Annotated in this window: 12 protein-coding genes; 5 read left to right on the forward strand and 7 right to left on the reverse strand. The window is 53.3% G+C overall.

Annotation, left to right across the window (positions count from 1 at the left end; genetic code table 11):
- Positions 1-406: 406 nt before the first annotated feature.
- Positions 407-2,194 carry a DUF885 domain-containing protein gene (locus DCC81_RS06145; protein ID WP_108685687.1) on the reverse strand — a complete coding sequence of 596 codons (1,788 nt, stop codon included), beginning with the start codon at positions 2,192-2,194 and terminating at the stop codon, positions 407-409.
- Between the two features lie 235 nt (positions 2,195-2,429).
- Entirely contained in the window at positions 2,430-3,161 is a 732-nt protein-coding gene (locus DCC81_RS06150; RefSeq protein WP_108685688.1) for a 3-keto-disaccharide hydrolase, read from the reverse strand.
- 177 nt (positions 3,162-3,338) lie between these two features.
- On the opposite strand from DCC81_RS06150, the gene atpG reads away from it, so the two are divergent.
- The 3 genes from atpG (at position 3,339) to DCC81_RS06165 (ending at position 8,208) form a co-directional block, all read left to right on the forward strand.
- The gene (gene atpG / locus DCC81_RS06155) at positions 3,339-4,241 is read left to right on the forward strand and encodes an ATP synthase F1 subunit gamma (RefSeq protein ID WP_108685689.1); all 903 of its coding nucleotides are present in this window, start codon (positions 3,339-3,341) and stop codon (positions 4,239-4,241) included.
- 192 nt (positions 4,242-4,433) lie between these two features.
- On the forward strand, positions 4,434-5,567 hold the full coding sequence (gene scpB / locus DCC81_RS06160; RefSeq protein ID WP_108685690.1) for an SMC-Scp complex subunit ScpB: 1,134 nt from the start codon (positions 4,434-4,436) through the stop codon (positions 5,565-5,567).
- Positions 5,568-5,778: 211 nt separating this feature from the next.
- Complete coding sequence (locus DCC81_RS06165; RefSeq protein ID WP_108686485.1) at positions 5,779-8,208, forward strand: ABC transporter permease; 2,430 nt, start codon at positions 5,779-5,781, stop codon at positions 8,206-8,208.
- A gap of 142 nt (positions 8,209-8,350) precedes the next feature.
- Here the strand turns inward: DCC81_RS06165 and rny are convergent, their stop codons facing one another.
- Both rny and DCC81_RS06175 read right to left on the reverse strand, forming a co-directional pair.
- Positions 8,351-9,910, reverse strand: a complete 1,560-nt coding sequence (gene rny, locus DCC81_RS06170; RefSeq protein WP_108685691.1) for a ribonuclease Y — start codon at positions 9,908-9,910, stop codon at positions 8,351-8,353.
- Positions 9,911-10,150: 240 nt separating this feature from the next.
- Entirely contained in the window at positions 10,151-10,732 is a 582-nt protein-coding gene (locus DCC81_RS06175; protein ID WP_108685692.1) for a Crp/Fnr family transcriptional regulator, read from the reverse strand.
- Positions 10,733-10,856: 124 nt separating this feature from the next.
- Between DCC81_RS06175 and DCC81_RS06180 the strand changes: the two genes are divergently transcribed.
- Positions 10,857-11,756, forward strand: coding sequence for an SDR family oxidoreductase (locus DCC81_RS06180; RefSeq protein WP_108685693.1), 900 nt, complete (start codon positions 10,857-10,859; stop codon positions 11,754-11,756).
- Positions 11,757-11,847: 91 nt separating this feature from the next.
- Here the strand turns inward: DCC81_RS06180 and DCC81_RS06185 are convergent, their stop codons facing one another.
- The 3 genes from DCC81_RS06185 to pheT are packed head-to-tail and all read right to left on the reverse strand — an operon-like array spanning position 11,848 to position 14,923.
- Entirely contained in the window at positions 11,848-12,147 is a 300-nt protein-coding gene (locus DCC81_RS06185) for a cell division protein ZapA (protein ID WP_108685694.1), read from the reverse strand.
- A gap of 26 nt (positions 12,148-12,173) precedes the next feature.
- A complete protein-coding gene (locus DCC81_RS06190; protein ID WP_108685695.1) occupies positions 12,174-12,491 on the reverse strand; it encodes a hypothetical protein in 318 nt (105 codons plus the stop codon).
- Complete coding sequence (gene pheT, locus DCC81_RS06195; RefSeq protein WP_108685696.1) at positions 12,491-14,923, reverse strand: phenylalanine--tRNA ligase subunit beta; 2,433 nt, start codon at positions 14,921-14,923, stop codon at positions 12,491-12,493. Before pheT ends, DCC81_RS06190 begins: the two co-directional genes overlap by 1 nt.
- A gap of 547 nt (positions 14,924-15,470) precedes the next feature.
- Here pheT and dnaB point away from each other — a divergent pair.
- Positions 15,471-17,054: a replicative DNA helicase gene (gene dnaB, locus DCC81_RS06200; RefSeq protein ID WP_108685697.1), complete on the forward strand. Its 1,584-nt coding sequence runs from the start codon at positions 15,471-15,473 to the stop codon at positions 17,052-17,054.
- The last annotated feature ends 119 nt before the right edge of the window (positions 17,055-17,173 follow it).

The raw sequence follows: 17,173 nt of genomic DNA on the forward strand, positions 1-17,173 counted from the left end.
GTTACGTAAAGGTACAGAATAAACCGCATCGCCTGCGCAAGCGCGGCGGTAATATTAATACGCCTGCGTGATGGGGACTAAATACCCGCTGGGTCCATGAAACCAGCCATAGTAAAGGGTTTGTGATAAGCGTATTGGCTACATTTAAGCATTGGCGGGCATTTTAACGATAAAATCTGCAAAAATTTAACATAGGTATCACTTTTCAACGATCAGCACGCAAAAAACGGCTCCCCGCAAAGAAAAACGCTGCATTCCAGGGAACACCCGCGGAAAATGCAGCGTTTATACTTAAAAAAGTGGATTTTTTTACGGGGAATACGAAACAGGCGCTCCCGTTGAAAAGGCGGCCCTTTTATGGGAGAATGCCTGCCTCATAGCCGGGGCCTGCCGCACCTGCTGCAGACTAGCGCGAGGCCGCCCAGCGGTCCATTTTTTCTTCCAGGATGGAAAGCGGCAGCGCACCATCTTTCAGCAGTTCATCATGGAAATCGCGCAGGCTGAACTTACTGCCCAGTTGTTTTTTATACTTATCCCGCAGCTCTTCAATTTTCAGCTCGCCCACCTTGTAAGCCAGCGCCTGGCCGGGAATGGCCATGTAACGTTCCACTTCGGACACGATCTCATGTTCCGGGGTGGAAAGGTTGTCTTCCATAAACTGGATGGCCTGTTCGCGGGTCCAGCCTTTGGAGTGCATGCCGGCATCTACCACCAGCCGCACGGCGCGCAGCATTTCATCAGACAGGCGGCCAAAATACTGGTAGGGGTTGGTGTACAGGCCCAGTTGTTTGCCCAGGCTTTCGCAGTACAGGGCATAGCCTTCCTGGTAAGCGCTGTTGCCGTTAAAGCGGCGGTATTTGGGTAGCAACGTGTCTTCCTGTTGCAGGGAGATCTGGAAGTGATGGCCGGGAATGGCTTCGTGCAGGAACAGGGATTCCATGCCCACGTAGCTGAATTTTTTTGCATCCAGGATGGGCACATAGAAAATGCCGGGACGCTTGCCATCCGGGCTGCCGGGATTGTATTCCGCACTGGCAGATGCGGCGCGGAAAGCCTCCGTTTGCCGGATCTCGAAGGGCGTCTTGGGCTGGTGCCCGTACAGCTCATCCACCTTGGGTTTAATGCGCTGGTAAATGGCCTGGAAGGAATCGATCACGGACTTATCGTCCTTGAAAATATTGAACTGCTTGTCCGTGCGCATGAAAGTAAAGAAGGCCTTCAGGTCACCTTTAAAGCCTACACTGTCTTTCACGGCTTCCATTTCCTTGCGGATGCGGGCCACTTCGCTTTGTCCCAGGTTGAAGATCTCTTCCGGGGTCTTATCGGTAGTGGTGTAGTTCTGGATCTGGTAAGCGTAATAACCGGCGCCATCAGGCAGGGCGCCCACACCGCTGCTGGTGCGTGCTTTGGGCAGGTACTCCTCCTGCAGGAACCTGGCCAGCTTTGCATAAGAAGGCAGGATGTAAGCACGGATGCTGCTGTCATACGCCTTGCGCAGGGCGGCCTGGCTTACCGGGGCAATGCTGTCCGGCATTTTTTTCAGCGGGGCAAAGAAAACGTTCTTCGCGGTATCGGGGGAGGAAAGGTCTTTGAGCTGGGGAATGATCTTTACCACCAATGCTTTGGGCAGCACATAGTTTTGCGCCATGCCCCGCCGCATGTTGGCAATGGCGGTATCAGACCACTCGGCAAAGTGGCGCATGCGGCTCATGAAGTTCTCATAATCCCGCTGGTTGGCAAAAGGCTGTGCGCTCTGGCCGGAGCCCAGCTGGGCCAGCATGAGCGTAATGCAGCTGAACTGGTTAACGGGCGTCAGCTCATCATGGAAGGTGAGCCCTTTGCGGAAGAGCGTTACTTCCCGCAGCAGCATATCCCGGCTAATGCGGTCATTGGGTGTAAGGGCCGATGTATCCAGGGCTTTGAGCTTTACCTGGTAGCCGGCACAAAGGCTGTCCAGTTCATTGCGCCAGGCCTGGCCTATGTCTACCGGCAGCTGGTCGTTGTAGCGGTTATCGCCCAGGAAGGTGGCTACTACCGGCACCATGCGCATTTCATCTTCGTAATAATCGTCCAGGATCTTGTTCAGTGAATCGGCCGTGGCCTGTGTGTTCACCGCCTCGTGTCTGGCCGGGCCATTGCAGGCAAATAAAGCAATGGTGCCGAAAAGCGAGAAGCATAAATTTCGTACGTGCATAAACGTTAGATGTGGGGGTGGAGAATGTAATTGCAGGTTCGCGGTTGACCTGCACAATTTAACGTTTATCCGGCATTGTACGGGCAGGAACGGGGAATCACTAAAATGAAACAGCGGCACCGGGGGGGCGCCGCTATTTTTTTATCTTATCCAGTGAGGGCAAACAGGCACTGATACAGGCCTGGCACGAAATATACCCTGGCTATAGCTGTTTTACGGGGAGCCCTGTCTGCTGCTACAGCGTTTTAATGCGGATGTCACGGAAAGACACCTTGTTGCCATGATCCTGCAGGAGGATGTGGCCGGCCTTGGCTTCACCAAAGTCTTTCCAGTTCTTGTACTTGCTGATGGCCACGAGCTGGCGGTAGGCTTCGGAGCCGCGCTCGTATTCCACCATTTTGTAGCCGTTCAGCCAGTGCTCAACGTGGTTGTCCGGGCGCACAATGATGCGGCCTTCGTTCCATTCGCCGATGGGCTTCATGGCCGCGGGAATGTTTTTACGGGGAATGAGGTCGTACAGGGAGCTCAGGGTGCGGTCGCCATCACGGCCCAGCTTGGCATCCGGGTGGCGTTCGTCGTCCAGCACCTGGTATTCCAGGCCTATGGCAGATTTGCCACCGGTAGCTTCAGCTTCGGTCACAAAATACTTGACACCACTATTGGCCCCGGGAGTAAGGCGGAACTGGAAGCGAAGCTCAAAGGCGCTGTAGGTATCTACGGTTACAATGTCGCCCCCGCCACCTTCTTCGCCGCCATTGCTGGGCAACACGGTGAGGATGCCGTCTTTCATTTCCCAGCCGTGGGTGGGAAAGTCTTGCCGGAAGGCGCCCCGCCAGCCATTGCTGGTCTTGCCGTCCCACAGCAGTTTAAAGCCTTCTTTTTTTTCCTGTGCGGTCAGTTTGTTTTGCGCAAATGCAGCGGATACGCCTGCCAGGAGCAGGGCCGCCAGGAGGAGATGTTTCTTCATAAATCGTGGCATGTTTGGGTAAAAAGCATGGTTAATACGCTAAAAATAAGCAGCAGATCGGGATTTTTTTGATGTTTTTGCCGGCTAAGGGGCATAAATCAGAATAAATCGGGGTGAAAACAAAAATAATTGCCGTTTTTTAGTACTTTTGCGGCCTAAATAAAAGGGCCTTATATTATGTCCGGACAACTGAAAGAAGTTCGTAACCGTATAAAATCTGTAACATCTACCCAGCAGATCACCAAAGCCATGAAAATGGTGAGCGTGGCCAAATTGCGCCGCGCCCAGGATGCCATCATCCAGATGCGGCCCTATGCGCTGAAGCTGCAGGAAATGCTCCAAAACATTGTAAGCAACAGCGAAGGTGATATTGACCTGGCACTGGCTGCAAACCGCCCTGTCGAAAAGGTCCTGATCGTGCTGATCACTTCCGACCGTGGCGCCTGCGGTGCTTATAACTCCAACCTGATCAAACTGGCCCGAACCACCATCCGCGAGAAATACGCAGAACAATTTGCCAAAGGCCAGGTAACCATAATGCCCATCGGTAAGAAAGGGTATGAGTTCTTCCAGAAGAACGGCGGTTACAAGACCATCGACAACTACTGGCACCTTTTCTCCAGCTTTAGCTTTGAAAATGTAAAACAGGCCGCCGCAGTGGCTATGGAAGGCTTCATGAAAGGTGAATTTGACGCCGTGGAGATCGTATACAGCCACTTCAAGAATGCTGGTACCCAGATCTTTATGGCAGAACAGTTCCTGCCCATTGCCAAAGTGGAAAATACACAAGCACCTGCCGGCAAAAAGAAAGCCATCAAGGCAGACTTCATCTTTGAACCTGCCAAGGATACCCTGGTAGCCGAGCTGATGCCCATGATCCTGAACACCCAGTTCTTCAAGGCCATGCTGGATGCCAACGCTTCTGAACATGGCGCCCGCATGACGGCCATGGACAAAGCCACTGAAAACGCCAACGAACTGCTGCGCAGCCTTAAACTGTCTTACAACCGTGCCCGCCAGGCCGCCATCACCACGGAACTTACGGAGATCGTAAGCGGTGCCGCCGCCCTGGTAAGCTAAGGAGTGCCAGTTATGCACAAGTAATCAACAGCAAAATATTTCGATTTCTTTTAAAAAGTCAAAGGCCTTATTTTCGGCCTTTGACTTTTTTAATGGTATGATGTAATGCAGGACGCACAAAGTATCGGTAGGTTACGATCCCGTCACACCGGTCGCTGTACGTTGTACATTGCACGCTGTACAATTTTCACTATGGAAATTTCCAAAATCATTCCCCACATTGAGGCGCTGATCTTTGCGGCAGACCGGCCTTTGCAGGCGTCCGATATCCTGGAACTGCTGAACAATGCCATTGCTTTCCTGGAAGACCGCGCCACGCCCGAGGCGGTGGATGCCGCCATTGAAGCCATCGTGGAGAAATACAGTGCTGAGTTTTACGCATTTGAAGTGCGGCAAAGCGGGGGAGGGTACCAGTTCCTGACCAAGAAAGATTATTACCAGACCGTGGCCCAGCTGAATGGGGACAAGTTCCTGAAACGCTTGTCCACCGCTGCGTTGGAAACACTGGCCATCATCGCTTACCGCCAGCCGGTATCCAAAGGCGAGATTGAATATATCCGTGGGGTGAGCTCCGACTATTCCCTGCAAAAACTACTGGAGAAAGAACTTATTTCCATAGCCGGCCGCAGTGAAGACCTGCCCGGCAAACCGCTGCTCTACACCACTTCCAAAGCCTTTATGGACTATTTCGGGATCAACTCGCCCAAAGACCTACCCAAGCTGCGCGAGGTCTTTGACGAAGAGATCCTGCAACCTACCCTGGTAAACAATGAAGAAGAACGCGCTGCGCTGGAAGAAGCCGCAGCGGGCTTCCTGGCTGTATCAGAAAACGGGGAGCTGACCGAAGAGATCCCGGAGATCCCCGAAGCCTACCTGCATGAACACCAGGCCAAACTGGAAATAGATACCAGCCTGCTGGAAGGACAAAACATTGAAGGCCTCAGCGAGCAGGTGGCAACAGAAGAAGAAACGCCATCCGCCAATGAAGACGTGATCGAAGATATAAGTGCAGAAGAGCCGGAAGCAGAGGAACCGGTAGAAGAAACGCCGGAAATGAGCGAAGAAGCCGAATACGATGCCGATGCCGACATAACTGCCCAGGAAGCCGGTGAAGACGCCGTAAGGGGTGGCAGTGCTGAAGATGACGACTTTGTTGAAGATGATGAAGACCTTGACGCGGAAGAGGATGAAGACGACGAAGATGATGCAGATGATGATGCGGAAGACGATATAAACGAAGATGATTTTGAGGATGATGAAGACGACGAAGAAGAGGATGAGGATGATGAGAACGGGGATGAAGACAACGATAAACATGAAGTATAGCAGTTGATGGCAAGCAGGCCATCCTCCAAAGATTTAAGCGTAAAAGCCGGGGCCAGATGCCCCGGTTTTTTTATGGGCACTGTACTAAAACCGGAACGTCCTGTAACGAAAACGGACATGTTTGGATAAATGTCTTTGTATCCAATTCATTTTCAGAGGCATTGTAATTGGCACCCTATTGGAATCCGGCTCTGCATCAAATCCTGCCTCTATGATCAAAAACTATTTCAAGACGGCCTTGCGGAGTTTGTTGAACAATAAAGTATTCAGCCTGATCAACATCGCTGGCCTGGCTATCGGTACCATTTGTTGCCTTTACATAATTGCCTATGTGACCGATCAATATAGTTACGACCGGCACCACCGGCAGGTAGCAGACATTTACCGCGTAAATTCTTTACTGGGCATCACGTCCGGTGAATCGGAAAAGGCGTCTTGTTCTCCGCCCATAGGCCCTGCCATGAAACTGGAGCTGCCCGAAGTGCTGGAATACACGCGCGTAGTGCCCACAGAACGACTGGGAGCCAAGCAGCACCTGCTGCACTACCAGGATAAAAGCCTGTACGAAAAGGCGGCCGTTTATGCCGATTCCACTTTCTTCAATGTTTTCACTTATCATTTTGTATACGGCGACAACCGACACGCACTGGACGCACCTTATACCGTGGTGCTCAAGAAATCCTTGTCAGACAAGCTGTTTGGCGAAACCAACCCCGTGGGCAAGGTCATTGAAATTGACAATGCCTACGGCCGTCATGGGTTTAAGGTGACGGGCGTAGTGGACGACCGGCTGGGAAAGTCACATATCCAGTCCGCCATTTTCATGGCCATGAACAGTGGGGGCATGGGCAGCGTTACCTACAACAGCACCTCCTGGGCGGCTTACAACTACGTGGCCACGTATGTGAAGCTACACCACGGTGCAGCTGCGGCTGCGCTGGAAAGGAAGCTGCCGGCATTCTTACAGCTCCATGGCGCCGCGCAGCTGAAGGAGATGGGCATGAAAAAAGAGTTGCACCTGCAGCCGGTTACCAGTATCCATACCACCGGAGGCTACGACAATGAACTGAGTAAGACGGTGAGTAGCACTTTCCTCAAAATGTTGTTGCTCATCGCCGTGCTGATACAGGTGATTGCCTGCATTAACTTCATGAACCTTACTACCGCCCGTGCATCCCGCAGGGCCAAGGAAGTAGGCGTGCGCAAGATCATTGGCGCCGGTATGAACGACCTGGTAAAACAATTCCTGGGAGAATCATTGCTGCTATCGCTGGTCGCCATGTTGCTGGCGCTGCCGGTATTGGCGCTGGTGCGGCCTTTCCTCAATGCTGTGACCCGGGCAGACATCAGCATGTCCTTCATGGCAGACTACCGCTTTGTGTTGCTGCTGCTGGGTATTACCATCATTACGGGTTTGCTGGCGGGCAGTTATCCCGCATTTTATTTATCTGCCTTCAAGCCGATCAATACCATCAAAGGACAGCTTAATAATCATATTTCTGCCGCCGGCATCCGCCGCCTGCTGGTGGTGTTCCAGTTTGTGCTGTCCATTGTGTTTATTTCCGCCATTGTAGTGATCTATTTCCAGCTCAGTTATATCCGGCACAAGGACCTCGGTTTTGAAAAGCAGCAGCGGCTGGTGTTCAATTTTTATACGGACGATTCAAAGGGTAGGATTCCGGCCTTTATGAATGACCTTCAGCAACTGTCTGAAGTGAAATCTGCTACCATGGCGGATAATTATCCGGGGCAGGTGATCAGCAAGGACTGGCCTTACTACCTGGAAGGCAAAGACCCTGCAAGCAGCAACGACGTAGCCTTCATCTTTTCCGATGAGAACTTTGCAAAGACCATGGGCATCCGCCTGCTCTCCGGGCGTGATTTCCGGGCGGGTGATTCCGGCAGGGCGCTGGTCAATGAAGCGTTCTGCAAAGTGCTGGGCCTGGACCCGTTGACAGCGGTGGGAAAACGCCTGTACCCGAAAGATTACCAGGGCGAACCGGGCAACTTCCTGGAAATAGCCGGCGTGTTGAAAGACTTCAATTACACCTCCCTGCACACGGAGGTAAAACCTTTTATGCTGCGATACCAGCCGGAATACGGGAAAGATATCGTGGTGGTGAGTACCAGCAGCGTTGATTACAGTGGCCTGCTGGACAAGGTAGCCGCCATCTGGCAGCGCGATTTTCCCACCGTACCGTTCACCTATTCATTCCTCGACGAAGATGTGCAGCGCCAGTATGAAACAGAAACCACCCTGTCTGGCATCATCAACCTGTTCACCTTCATTGCTATCTTCCTTTCCTGCCTTGGATTGTTTGGGTTGTCTGTGTTTGATACGGAACAACGCCGCAAAGAGATCGGGATCAGGAAAGTGCTGGGTGCAAGTATGTCGGGGCTGGTGATGTTATTATCCAAAGACTTTTTAAAACTGATCGGTATTTCCTTTGTCATAGCGCTGCCCTTTGCCTGGTGGATCATGAGCAGGTGGCTGGATGCGTTCCCGTACCGGGTAAGCCTTAGCTGGTGGATGTTTGCGCTGGCGGGCGCTGGTGCCTTGCTCATTGCGTTTGGCACTATCAGTTTCCAGGCTATTAAGGGCGCGCTGGCCAACCCGATCAACAATATCAAAGCAGAATAAACCAGGTATCGTATATTGGCGGGTAGGGTGTTTTACAACCTTTGTAACGATGACCCGCAAACAAGCCTACATAATCCCACCCCAAACAAAAACGCCCTGCAAGTATGACCTGCAGGGCGTTTCCTTATAAAGCGACGTTCAATTATCTCGCAATGTTCACCGCTCTCTTTTCGCGGATCACGGTTACCTTGATCTGGCCGGGGTATTGCATTTCCGTCTGGATCTTGGTGGCAATTTCAAAGCTCAGGCGGTCCGCATCATTGTCGGTCACCTTGTCGCTTTCTACGATCACGCGCAGTTCACGGCCGGCCTGGATCGCATAGGCTTTTTCCACACCATCGTACGCAACGGCCAGGTTTTCCAGGTCCTTGATGCGCTGCAGGTAGCTCTGCATGATCTCACGGCGTGCACCGGGACGGGCGCCGCTGATGGCGTCACAAGCCTGTACAATGGGGGAGATCACGTAGGCCATTTCCATTTCATCGTGGTGCGCGCCAATGGCGTTCACTACGGCGGCGTGCTCGCCATATTTCTCCGCCAGCTTGGCACCCAGCAGGGCGTGGCTCAGTTCTGTTTCTTCATCGGGTACTTTACCAATATCGTGCAGCAGGCCGGCGCGTTTGGCCAGCTTGGGGTTCAGTCCAAGTTCTGCCGCCATGATGCCGCACAGGTTAGCGGTTTCTTTGGAGTGCATGAGCAGGTTCTGGCCGTAGGAAGAGCGGAAACGCATCTTACCTACCAGGCGTACCAGCTCCTTGTGCAGGCCATGGATACCCAGTTCTATCACGGTGCGCTCACCAATGTCCATTACCTGTTCTTCCAGTTGTTTCTTGGTCTTTTCTACCACTTCTTCAATACGGGCAGGGTGTATACGGCCATCCTGTACCAGGCGTTGCAGGGACAGGCGGGCTATTTCACGGCGCAGCGGGTCAAAGGAGGAAAGTACAATTGCTTCGGGGGTGTCATCCACGATCAGGTCTACACCGGTAGCCGCTTCAATGGCGCGGATGTTACGGCCTTCACGGCCAATGATCTGGCCCTTGATCTCGTCACTTTCCAGGTTGAACACGGTGATGGCGTTCTCAATGGTCTGCTCGGCGGCGGTGCGCTGGATGGATTGTATAATGATCTTTTTGGCTTCCTTGTTGGCTTTCAGCTTGGCATCCTCAATGATCTCCTGGATGTGGGAGAGGGCCTGGCTGCGGGCTTCTTCCTTGAGGCTTTCCACCAGTTGGTGACGGGCTTCTTCGGCGGTGAGGCCGGCTACTTTTTCCAGGCGGCGGATGTGCTCTTCCTGGTGTTTTTCCAATTCGGAACGCTTGATATTCACTACTTCGATCTGGCGGTTCAGGTTTTCCTTGATCGTTTCATTTTCAGCAAGTTTCTTTTCCAGTTGCTCGGTCTTGCTGGTGATGCTTTGTTCCTTTTGTTTAACGCGGTTCTCCGCTTCAAGTACTTTCTGGTTGCGTAGCAGCACTTCTTTTTCGTGCTCGGATTTCAGTTGCAGGAATTTTTCTTTCGCTTCCAGCATGCGGTCTTTCTTGGCGGCCTCTGCCTGTAATTGTGCTTCGGAGAGGAGTTTCTGTGCCTGCGCTTCGGCATCGGCTATTTTCTGTTGGGTATTCTTGTTAAAGATGATCTTGCCCAGCAGGATCCCTACTCCCAGTGCAACGACAGCCGCTATCACGGTTATTAAGTCCATTATTTCTTGTTTAACGATTTATAGTGCAACCCCGCCATCCGTGGATGTATGAACGGTGTGGACGGGATATAGACGGGCGAAAATACAAAAAATTAGCAGCAAACCACGAGCGGGGCGTGATAATGAATTAATTAAGTTGCAAACCAGCCTTGTTTTAGCAGGCCGTGCCCTTCGGAGGGCCAGGCGCCGTGGGTAAAATATCCCGGTAAATGCTTAAAGGTGAAGCAATTGCATCGCAGTCTACCCCCGTTTCATCTGCAGGTGGCGGATGCGGCTCAGGGTTTCCCGGGAAATGCCCAGGTAAGCGGCTACCAGGTGCAGGGGCAGGCGGGGCAGCAGGTGGGGGAAGGTATTTACAAAATCCAGGTATTTTTCCTCCGAGGTGTAGCTGATATTGGATTTCACCCGCTCGTGGGTGTCATAAAAGGTGTCCATCAGCAGCCTGCTCATATAGGTTTTGAAAGCCGGGATACCGGTCATCAGCTCCTCAAAGGCGGATGGTGTCCACAGCAGTACGGTGGTGCGCTCTACCGCGTCTATGCTGAAGCGGGCGGGCACCTTTTTACTGAAGCTCAGCGGATCCACCGCCCAGCTGTTTTCCGGATTGAAGCGCAGCACATATTCCTGCCCGCTGTCATTCACGGAGCCGGTCTTCAGCAGGCCGTCCAGTATAAAAGCCTTGTACTGGCAGATGTGGCCCTCCTGCAGCAGCACTTCCCGGCGCTTCAGTTTGCGCACAGTGGCCAGTGCCAGGAGCTGGCTGATCTCTTCCGGCCGCAGCTTCACTTCCGTGGCCATAAAATCTTCAAACGCTTTGAACATACTATATAAATTTAGCGTAATTCATAATTGTGTCAAATGACCTTGTTTTCGGGGCCGCATCTGCCGGACCTTTGCGCCATCATCTCCAGGATGGTCATTCATTTCACTTCAAAAATAAACTACCATGCGCGTTTTTATTACAGGAGCTTCCGGTTTTATAGGCTCCGCCGTTGTGGACGAAATGGTCCGCGCCGGCCATACGGTAACAGGCCTGGCCCGTTCTGAAGAAGGGGCTGCCATCATCACCCGCCTGGGAGGCCAGGTGCACCGCGGTGATATTGATAACCATGCCTCTGTGCTGGAAGCAGTAGCGGCGTCAGACGGGGTGATCCACTGTGCCTTTAACCACGATTTTTCTAAATACAAGGAAAATTCCGAGGCAGACCGCCGCCTCATTGAGGCGATGGGCCAGGTCCTGGCCGGCACAGACCGCCCGCTGGTGGTAACTTCCGGCACCGGTGCATCTGCCCAGCGCGGGCAGATCCGCGTAGAGGACGATCCTTTCCGCGCCCCATCTGCTGTGATGCCCCGCATGGCTTCAGACGAAGCGGCGGATGCCGTGGCAGCGAAGGGGGTAAAGGCGTCTATTGTGCGCCTGCCACCCGCGGTGCATAATACGGAGCGCCTGGGATTTGTGTCCGTATTGATTGAACATGCCCGCCAGACAGGTGTTTCCGCCTACGTGGGCGATGGGCAGAACCGCTGGCCGGCCGTACACCGGCTGGATGCGGCAAAAGTGTTTGCCCTGGCCTTTGAAAAAGCCGCCAAAGGCGTGTCTTACCAGGCGGTGGGGGATGAAGGCATTCCGGTGCGCCAGGTAGCGGAACTGGTAGGGCAGGGGCTGGGCCTCCCCGTAAAGTCCATGACGCAGGAGGAGGCCAATGCCCACTTTGGCTGGTTTGGCTTTTTTGCCGGGGCAGATCTCCCCGCCTCCAGCAAGCTTACGCAGGCGTGGCTGGGCTGGAAGCCCGTGCACCCGGGCCTTATCGAGGACTTGCAGCACGCTGCCCAGTTTAAAAAATAAGCATTAAGCAGAAAAACGGAAATGCCCCAAAGCGTGCTAGGATGGCCGCTTTGGGGCATTTTATATTTTCATGGGCCGCAGGCCGGAACAACTACTGTGCGTTCAATTGCTCATCGATCAGCTGCTCTATGTGCTGCAGCTTCTCCGCCAGGTAAGGCGATGCATTGCCCTGGGCAATGCCCCCGCTGGTGAAGGGATGCGTGGCATACATGATCAGTGCCATGGAAATATAGTCCTGGAAATCCTTGCCGGCGTAGGCCTGGCGAAACTCCACGATCTTCTCGTTCACTTCTTTCATCACACGGCGCACGGCTTCTTCTTCTTCCGGCCGCATTTTGATGCGGTAGCTGCGGTCGGCCACCACGATGTTCATTGGGATCAGTTCTTCCATGGGCTTTGCTTTAAAGCTGCGGGCATTTAACCGTTGAGCAGTGCTACGCAGCGGTCTATTTCCCGGATGTATTCGTTGATCTTGTTTCGGATGTCGCGGCGGAATGCTTCCTGCTCTTCAGCGGCCTGCGCGTGCATGCCGTTGCCCTGCTGTACGTTGGCCAGTTTCATGAGCTGTAGCTTTTCTTCCAGCCCGGCAATGGTTTGCTCCTGCCGGGCGATGGCCTGCTGTTGCTCCCGGAGGTCCGCTTTCAGCTGGGCGTTCTCGCCCTGCACCTGTTGCAGCTTGCGGAGCAGCAGTTGCAGTTTGTCTTCAATCCGTTGTATGTGTTGTTCCAGTGCCATTATTTGCGGATTTCCGCCTGTAATTGGGAGGTAAATGTGTTCACCAGTTTTTCCATTACGCTGTCAATTTCCTTATCCGTGAGCGTTTTCTGCGCATCCTGGAAAGTGAAGCTTACCGCGTAGGATTTTTTATTGGCGCCCAGTTTTTCGCTTTCAAATACGTCAAACAGGTTCATTTGTTGCAGCAGCGGGCTTTTTACGCCGGCAGCGGCTTGTGCCACCGCGGCAAATTTTACCTGCTTGTCCAGCACCAGGGCCAGGTCGCGGCGCACGGCGGGGAACTTCGGGATTTCCGTAAAGAACTTATCTGACTTCTGGCCTACCAGTTTTATGATCCGTTGCCAGTCCATGTCTGCATACCACACTGCTTGTTTTACGTCAAAGCGTTTCAGCTTGGCGCCGCTTACGGCGCCCAGCACGGCTACTGCCTTTTTCTGTGCCTTGAGGGTGTATGCCGGCTGCAATCCCCCGTCTGTGGCCTCTTCCCACTCCAGGCCTTTAATGCCCAGTTGTGCAAAGATGTTGATCACAAAGCCTTTCAGGTAGTAGAAGTCTACCAGTTCCGGCTTTTGCTGCCAGTGTTCCGGTGTTTTGTGGCCGGTGAGGTACAGGCAAAGGTGGTCGTGCTCCGTATAGCCTTTGTCGGATACACCGTAGGTCTTGCCAAATTCAAAGAAGAGCAGGTCTTCGTTCTTGCGGTTCAGGTTGTGGGCTACGCTTTCCAGGCCACTTTCCAGCATGGAGGGGCGCATCACGTCCAGGTCCGCACTCAGGCTGTTCAGCATGTGCACCAGGGAAGCTTGTTGCTCCTCGGGATAGTACTTGCTGTTGGTAATAGAGTTGGTGAATATTTCGTGGAAGCCATTGGCCGCCAGGTAATCTGCGATCTTTTCCTTGATCCGCTCTTTATCCGGCTGCGCGCTTAAAGAAGGCGCTATGCTGATGGTGGCGGGTATTTCAATATTATCCAGCCCGTCTATGCGCATCACTTCCTCCACGATGTCGGCGGGCAGGCTGATATCCGGTTTGCTGTAAGGCACTGCCACGGTGAGGCTTTCCGCCGTTTGGGAAAGGATCTCAAAGCCCAGGCTCACCAGGATGTTGTGGATCCTGGTAACGGGGTAGGCCTTGCCGCTCAGGCGGTGAATGTAAGTATAACTAACGGTTACCTGTGCTTTGGGTTTGGGATCGGGATACACATCCACGATGTCTGATGCCACCTGGCCCCCGGCCAGTTCGCAGATCAGGGCGGCTGCACGCTGCAGGGCATAGGGCACCTGGGCAATGTCCACGCCTTTTTCAAAGCGGGTGGCCGCGTCTGTGCGCAGGCCATGGCGGAAGGAGGTAGGGCGTATGCTGGCAGAGGCAAAGGCAGCACTTTCCAGGAAAATGCTGGTCGTGTCGTCTTTTACCCCGGAGTGAGCGCCTCCAAATACACCGGCAATGGCCATCGGCTCGCCGGCGCCATTGGTGATGATGAGGTCTGCCGCGTCCAGCTTACGTTCCTTCTCATCCAGGGTTACAAAAGGCGTATCCTGGGGCAGGTTCTTTACCACGATGCTGGCGCCTTTGATGGCAGTGGCATCGAAGGCATGCAGGGGCTGGCCGGTTTCATGCAATACAAAGTTGGTAATGTCTACAATGTTGCTGATGGGCCGTACGCCAATGGTCTGCAGGCGGTTTTTCAACCAGTCTGGCGAGGGGCCCACTTTAACGCCGGTGATGGAAAGGCCGGCATAACGGGGATTGGCCAGGGTATTTTCAATGCTTACGCTGATGGGCAGGCTGACAGCGGCTTTTGGCAGTGCCGGGATGGCGGGCACTTTGGCGCTGTAATCCTGGTTGTTATTTTCGTTATTCAGGTAAGCGCACACGTCGCGGGCCACGCCCAGGTGGCTCATGGCATCCATACGGTTGGGCGTGAGGCCTATTTCATATACATAATCTTCGGATACGTTGAATACCTGGCGGGCGGGGGTGCCCGGTTCCAGGGAGGCGTCCAGCACCAGGATGCCGGCATGGCCGCGGCCCAGGCCTATTTCATCTTCCGCACAGAGCATGCCCTGGCTTTCTTCCCCACGGATCTTGGCTTTTTTCATGGTCATGGGCTCCCCTTCAATGGGGTAGATGGTAGTGCCAATGGTAGCCACGATCACCTTCTGGCCGGGAGCCACGTTAGGCGCGCCGCACACGATATTAAGGGGCTCCGCGCCGCCAATGCTTACCGTGGTGAGTTTCAGTTTATCTGCATTGGGGTGCTGCGCGGTGGTCAGCACTTCGCCGATCACCAGGCCTTCCAGGCTGCCTTTTACCGTTTCCTTCTTTTCCAGGCTTTCCACTTCCAGCCCTATGCGGGTCAGTATTACAGAAAGTTGCTCCGGCGTGGGCTGTACCGGCAGGTAATCACATAACCAGTTATACGAGATCGTCATTTTGCTAAATCAAATAAAAAATACCGGGTAAAGTTAATCGATTTTGCCATTAAACCACGCTTTTACGCGGGTCTTCCCGGGCTGGCATACCCGTACCTGACAGGGCTGCCAAATCGCCCGTTTGCCGGTAACTTTTATTGAAATAAATTCGCGCCCCGGCTTTTCCGGCAACCAGCCTCATAACGAAACAATGAAACGATGCGGCACCTGCGGGAGAAAATCTTTTTCCCCTTGAAATGTGCATAAATGGTGTTTTGTTGTGAATTAAATGTGGCGTATCTTAATAAGTGGTGCTTCGTCAGTAGATAACTGACAAATTGCGGGTGGAAAAGGTGTGCATGACATGCGAAGAATTATAGCGCACCGGTAAAGATGAATAATCGGAAAATGCGGTTACCTTCATTTGTACAGCACTCAAAAGTTTGAATTCAGACAGAAACGGACTGTTAGCCACCACGTCAAAAACTAAGAATTGCAACATTAGAAAAACCGCTGGAACACGGAGAATTTGCCTCATTTTATTTAACATTTAACGCCTTTAACATAAATGGATCTGAATCTTAAGAAAGACCGCAATGTGCGCAGGAAACCCGCTGTAGACGTGTCCACCCAGATTTACGGGAAAGTACCGCCCCAGTCCAAAGAGCTGGAAGAAGCCGTGCTGGGTGCCATTATGCTGGAAAAGGGCGCTTTCGATACGGTGGTCGAGATCCTGAAATCAGACTGTTTTTATGTAGAGGCCCACAAAAAGATCTTCCTCGCAATGATACGCCTGGCCGGCAAATCCATGCCGGTAGACATTCTCACCGTGGTGGAAGAGCTCCGCTTCATGGGAGAACTGGACCTGGTGGGTGGCCCTTTTTATGTGAGCCAGCTGACCAACTCCGTGGTATCTTCCGCCAACGTGGAAGCCCACGCCCGCATCATCCTCCAGAAATTCATCCAACGGGAACTGATCCGCATTTCCGGCGAGATCCTCAGTGAATCTTACGAAGACACCGCCGACGTGTTTGACCTGCTGGACAGTGCGGAATCCAAGTTGTTTGAGATCACCAACAACCACCTGCGCAAGAACTATGACTCCATTGACCGCGTGCTGGTAAACACCATGAAACGCATCGAGGACCTGCGCAATAAAGGCGATGATATTACCGGGGTGCCCAGCGGCTTCCCCTCCCTGGACAAAGTAACCTATGGCTGGCAGCCCACAGACCTTATCATCCTGGCCGCCCGTCCGGCGGTGGGTAAAACCGCGTTCGCCCTGAACCTGGTGCGCAACGCAGCCCTGCATCCCCGCTTCCCCAAAGGTGCGGCCATCTTCAGCCTGGAAATGTCGTCCGGCCAGCTGGTAGCGCGTATCCTCGCCGCGGAGGCCGAGATCAAACTGGAAAAGATCACACGTGGCAAGCTGGAAGAATATGAAATGAAAAAGCTGATGACCCACGGGGTGGAACGCCTGGCCAAGGCCCCCATTTTCGTGGACGATACGCCGGCGTTGAACATCTTTGAGCTGCGGGCCAAGTGCCGCCGCCTGGTGCATAACAACGGAGTGGGCATCATCATCATCGACTACCTGCAGCTGATGAGCGGCAGTGCAGACGGCAAGAATACCAACCGTGAACAGGAGATATCCAAGATATCCCGTGAGTTGAAAGGCCTGGCAAAAGAGCTCCAGGTGCCGGTGATCGCCCTGTCCCAGCTAAGCCGTGACGTGGAAAAACGTAAGGATGGTAACAAGATGCCCCAGTTGAGTGACCTCCGTGAATCCGGCGCCATTGAACAGGATGCGGACATGGTACTGTTCCTCTACCGCCCGGAATACTACGATATTAACCAGAACGAAATGGGCGAATCCAATAAGGGTGAAACCCACGTGCGTATTGCCAAACACCGTAATGGCCAGCTGGACACCATCAAGCTGCGCGCGGTGCTGGAATACCAGCGTTTTGAAGATGATGGCTCCCTGGAAAACCCCGGTGGCCCGTCCTTCCCCGGCGGTGGCGGCAACAGCTTTGCCGGCATGCGCCCCGGTTCCGGCGACAACGACGAGGCAAAGCTCTATATCCAGAAAGGGTCTAAAATGAATGATATGGACTTCGGCGACGAAGGCTTTGAAGACGCTCCGTTCTAGGAGTATAAACGAATCGTAAAAGCCGGCAGCGTCACCGCTCGCCGGCTTTTTTATTTTTATCCGTGAAAAATTGTGCAAAGCTTCATGCACCTGCCGTTTCAAACCTGTGCGGTTTATGT

Source organism: Chitinophaga parva (assembly GCF_003071345.1).
In the GTDB taxonomy this organism is placed as follows: Bacteria; Bacteroidota; Bacteroidia; order Chitinophagales; family Chitinophagaceae; genus Chitinophaga; species Chitinophaga parva.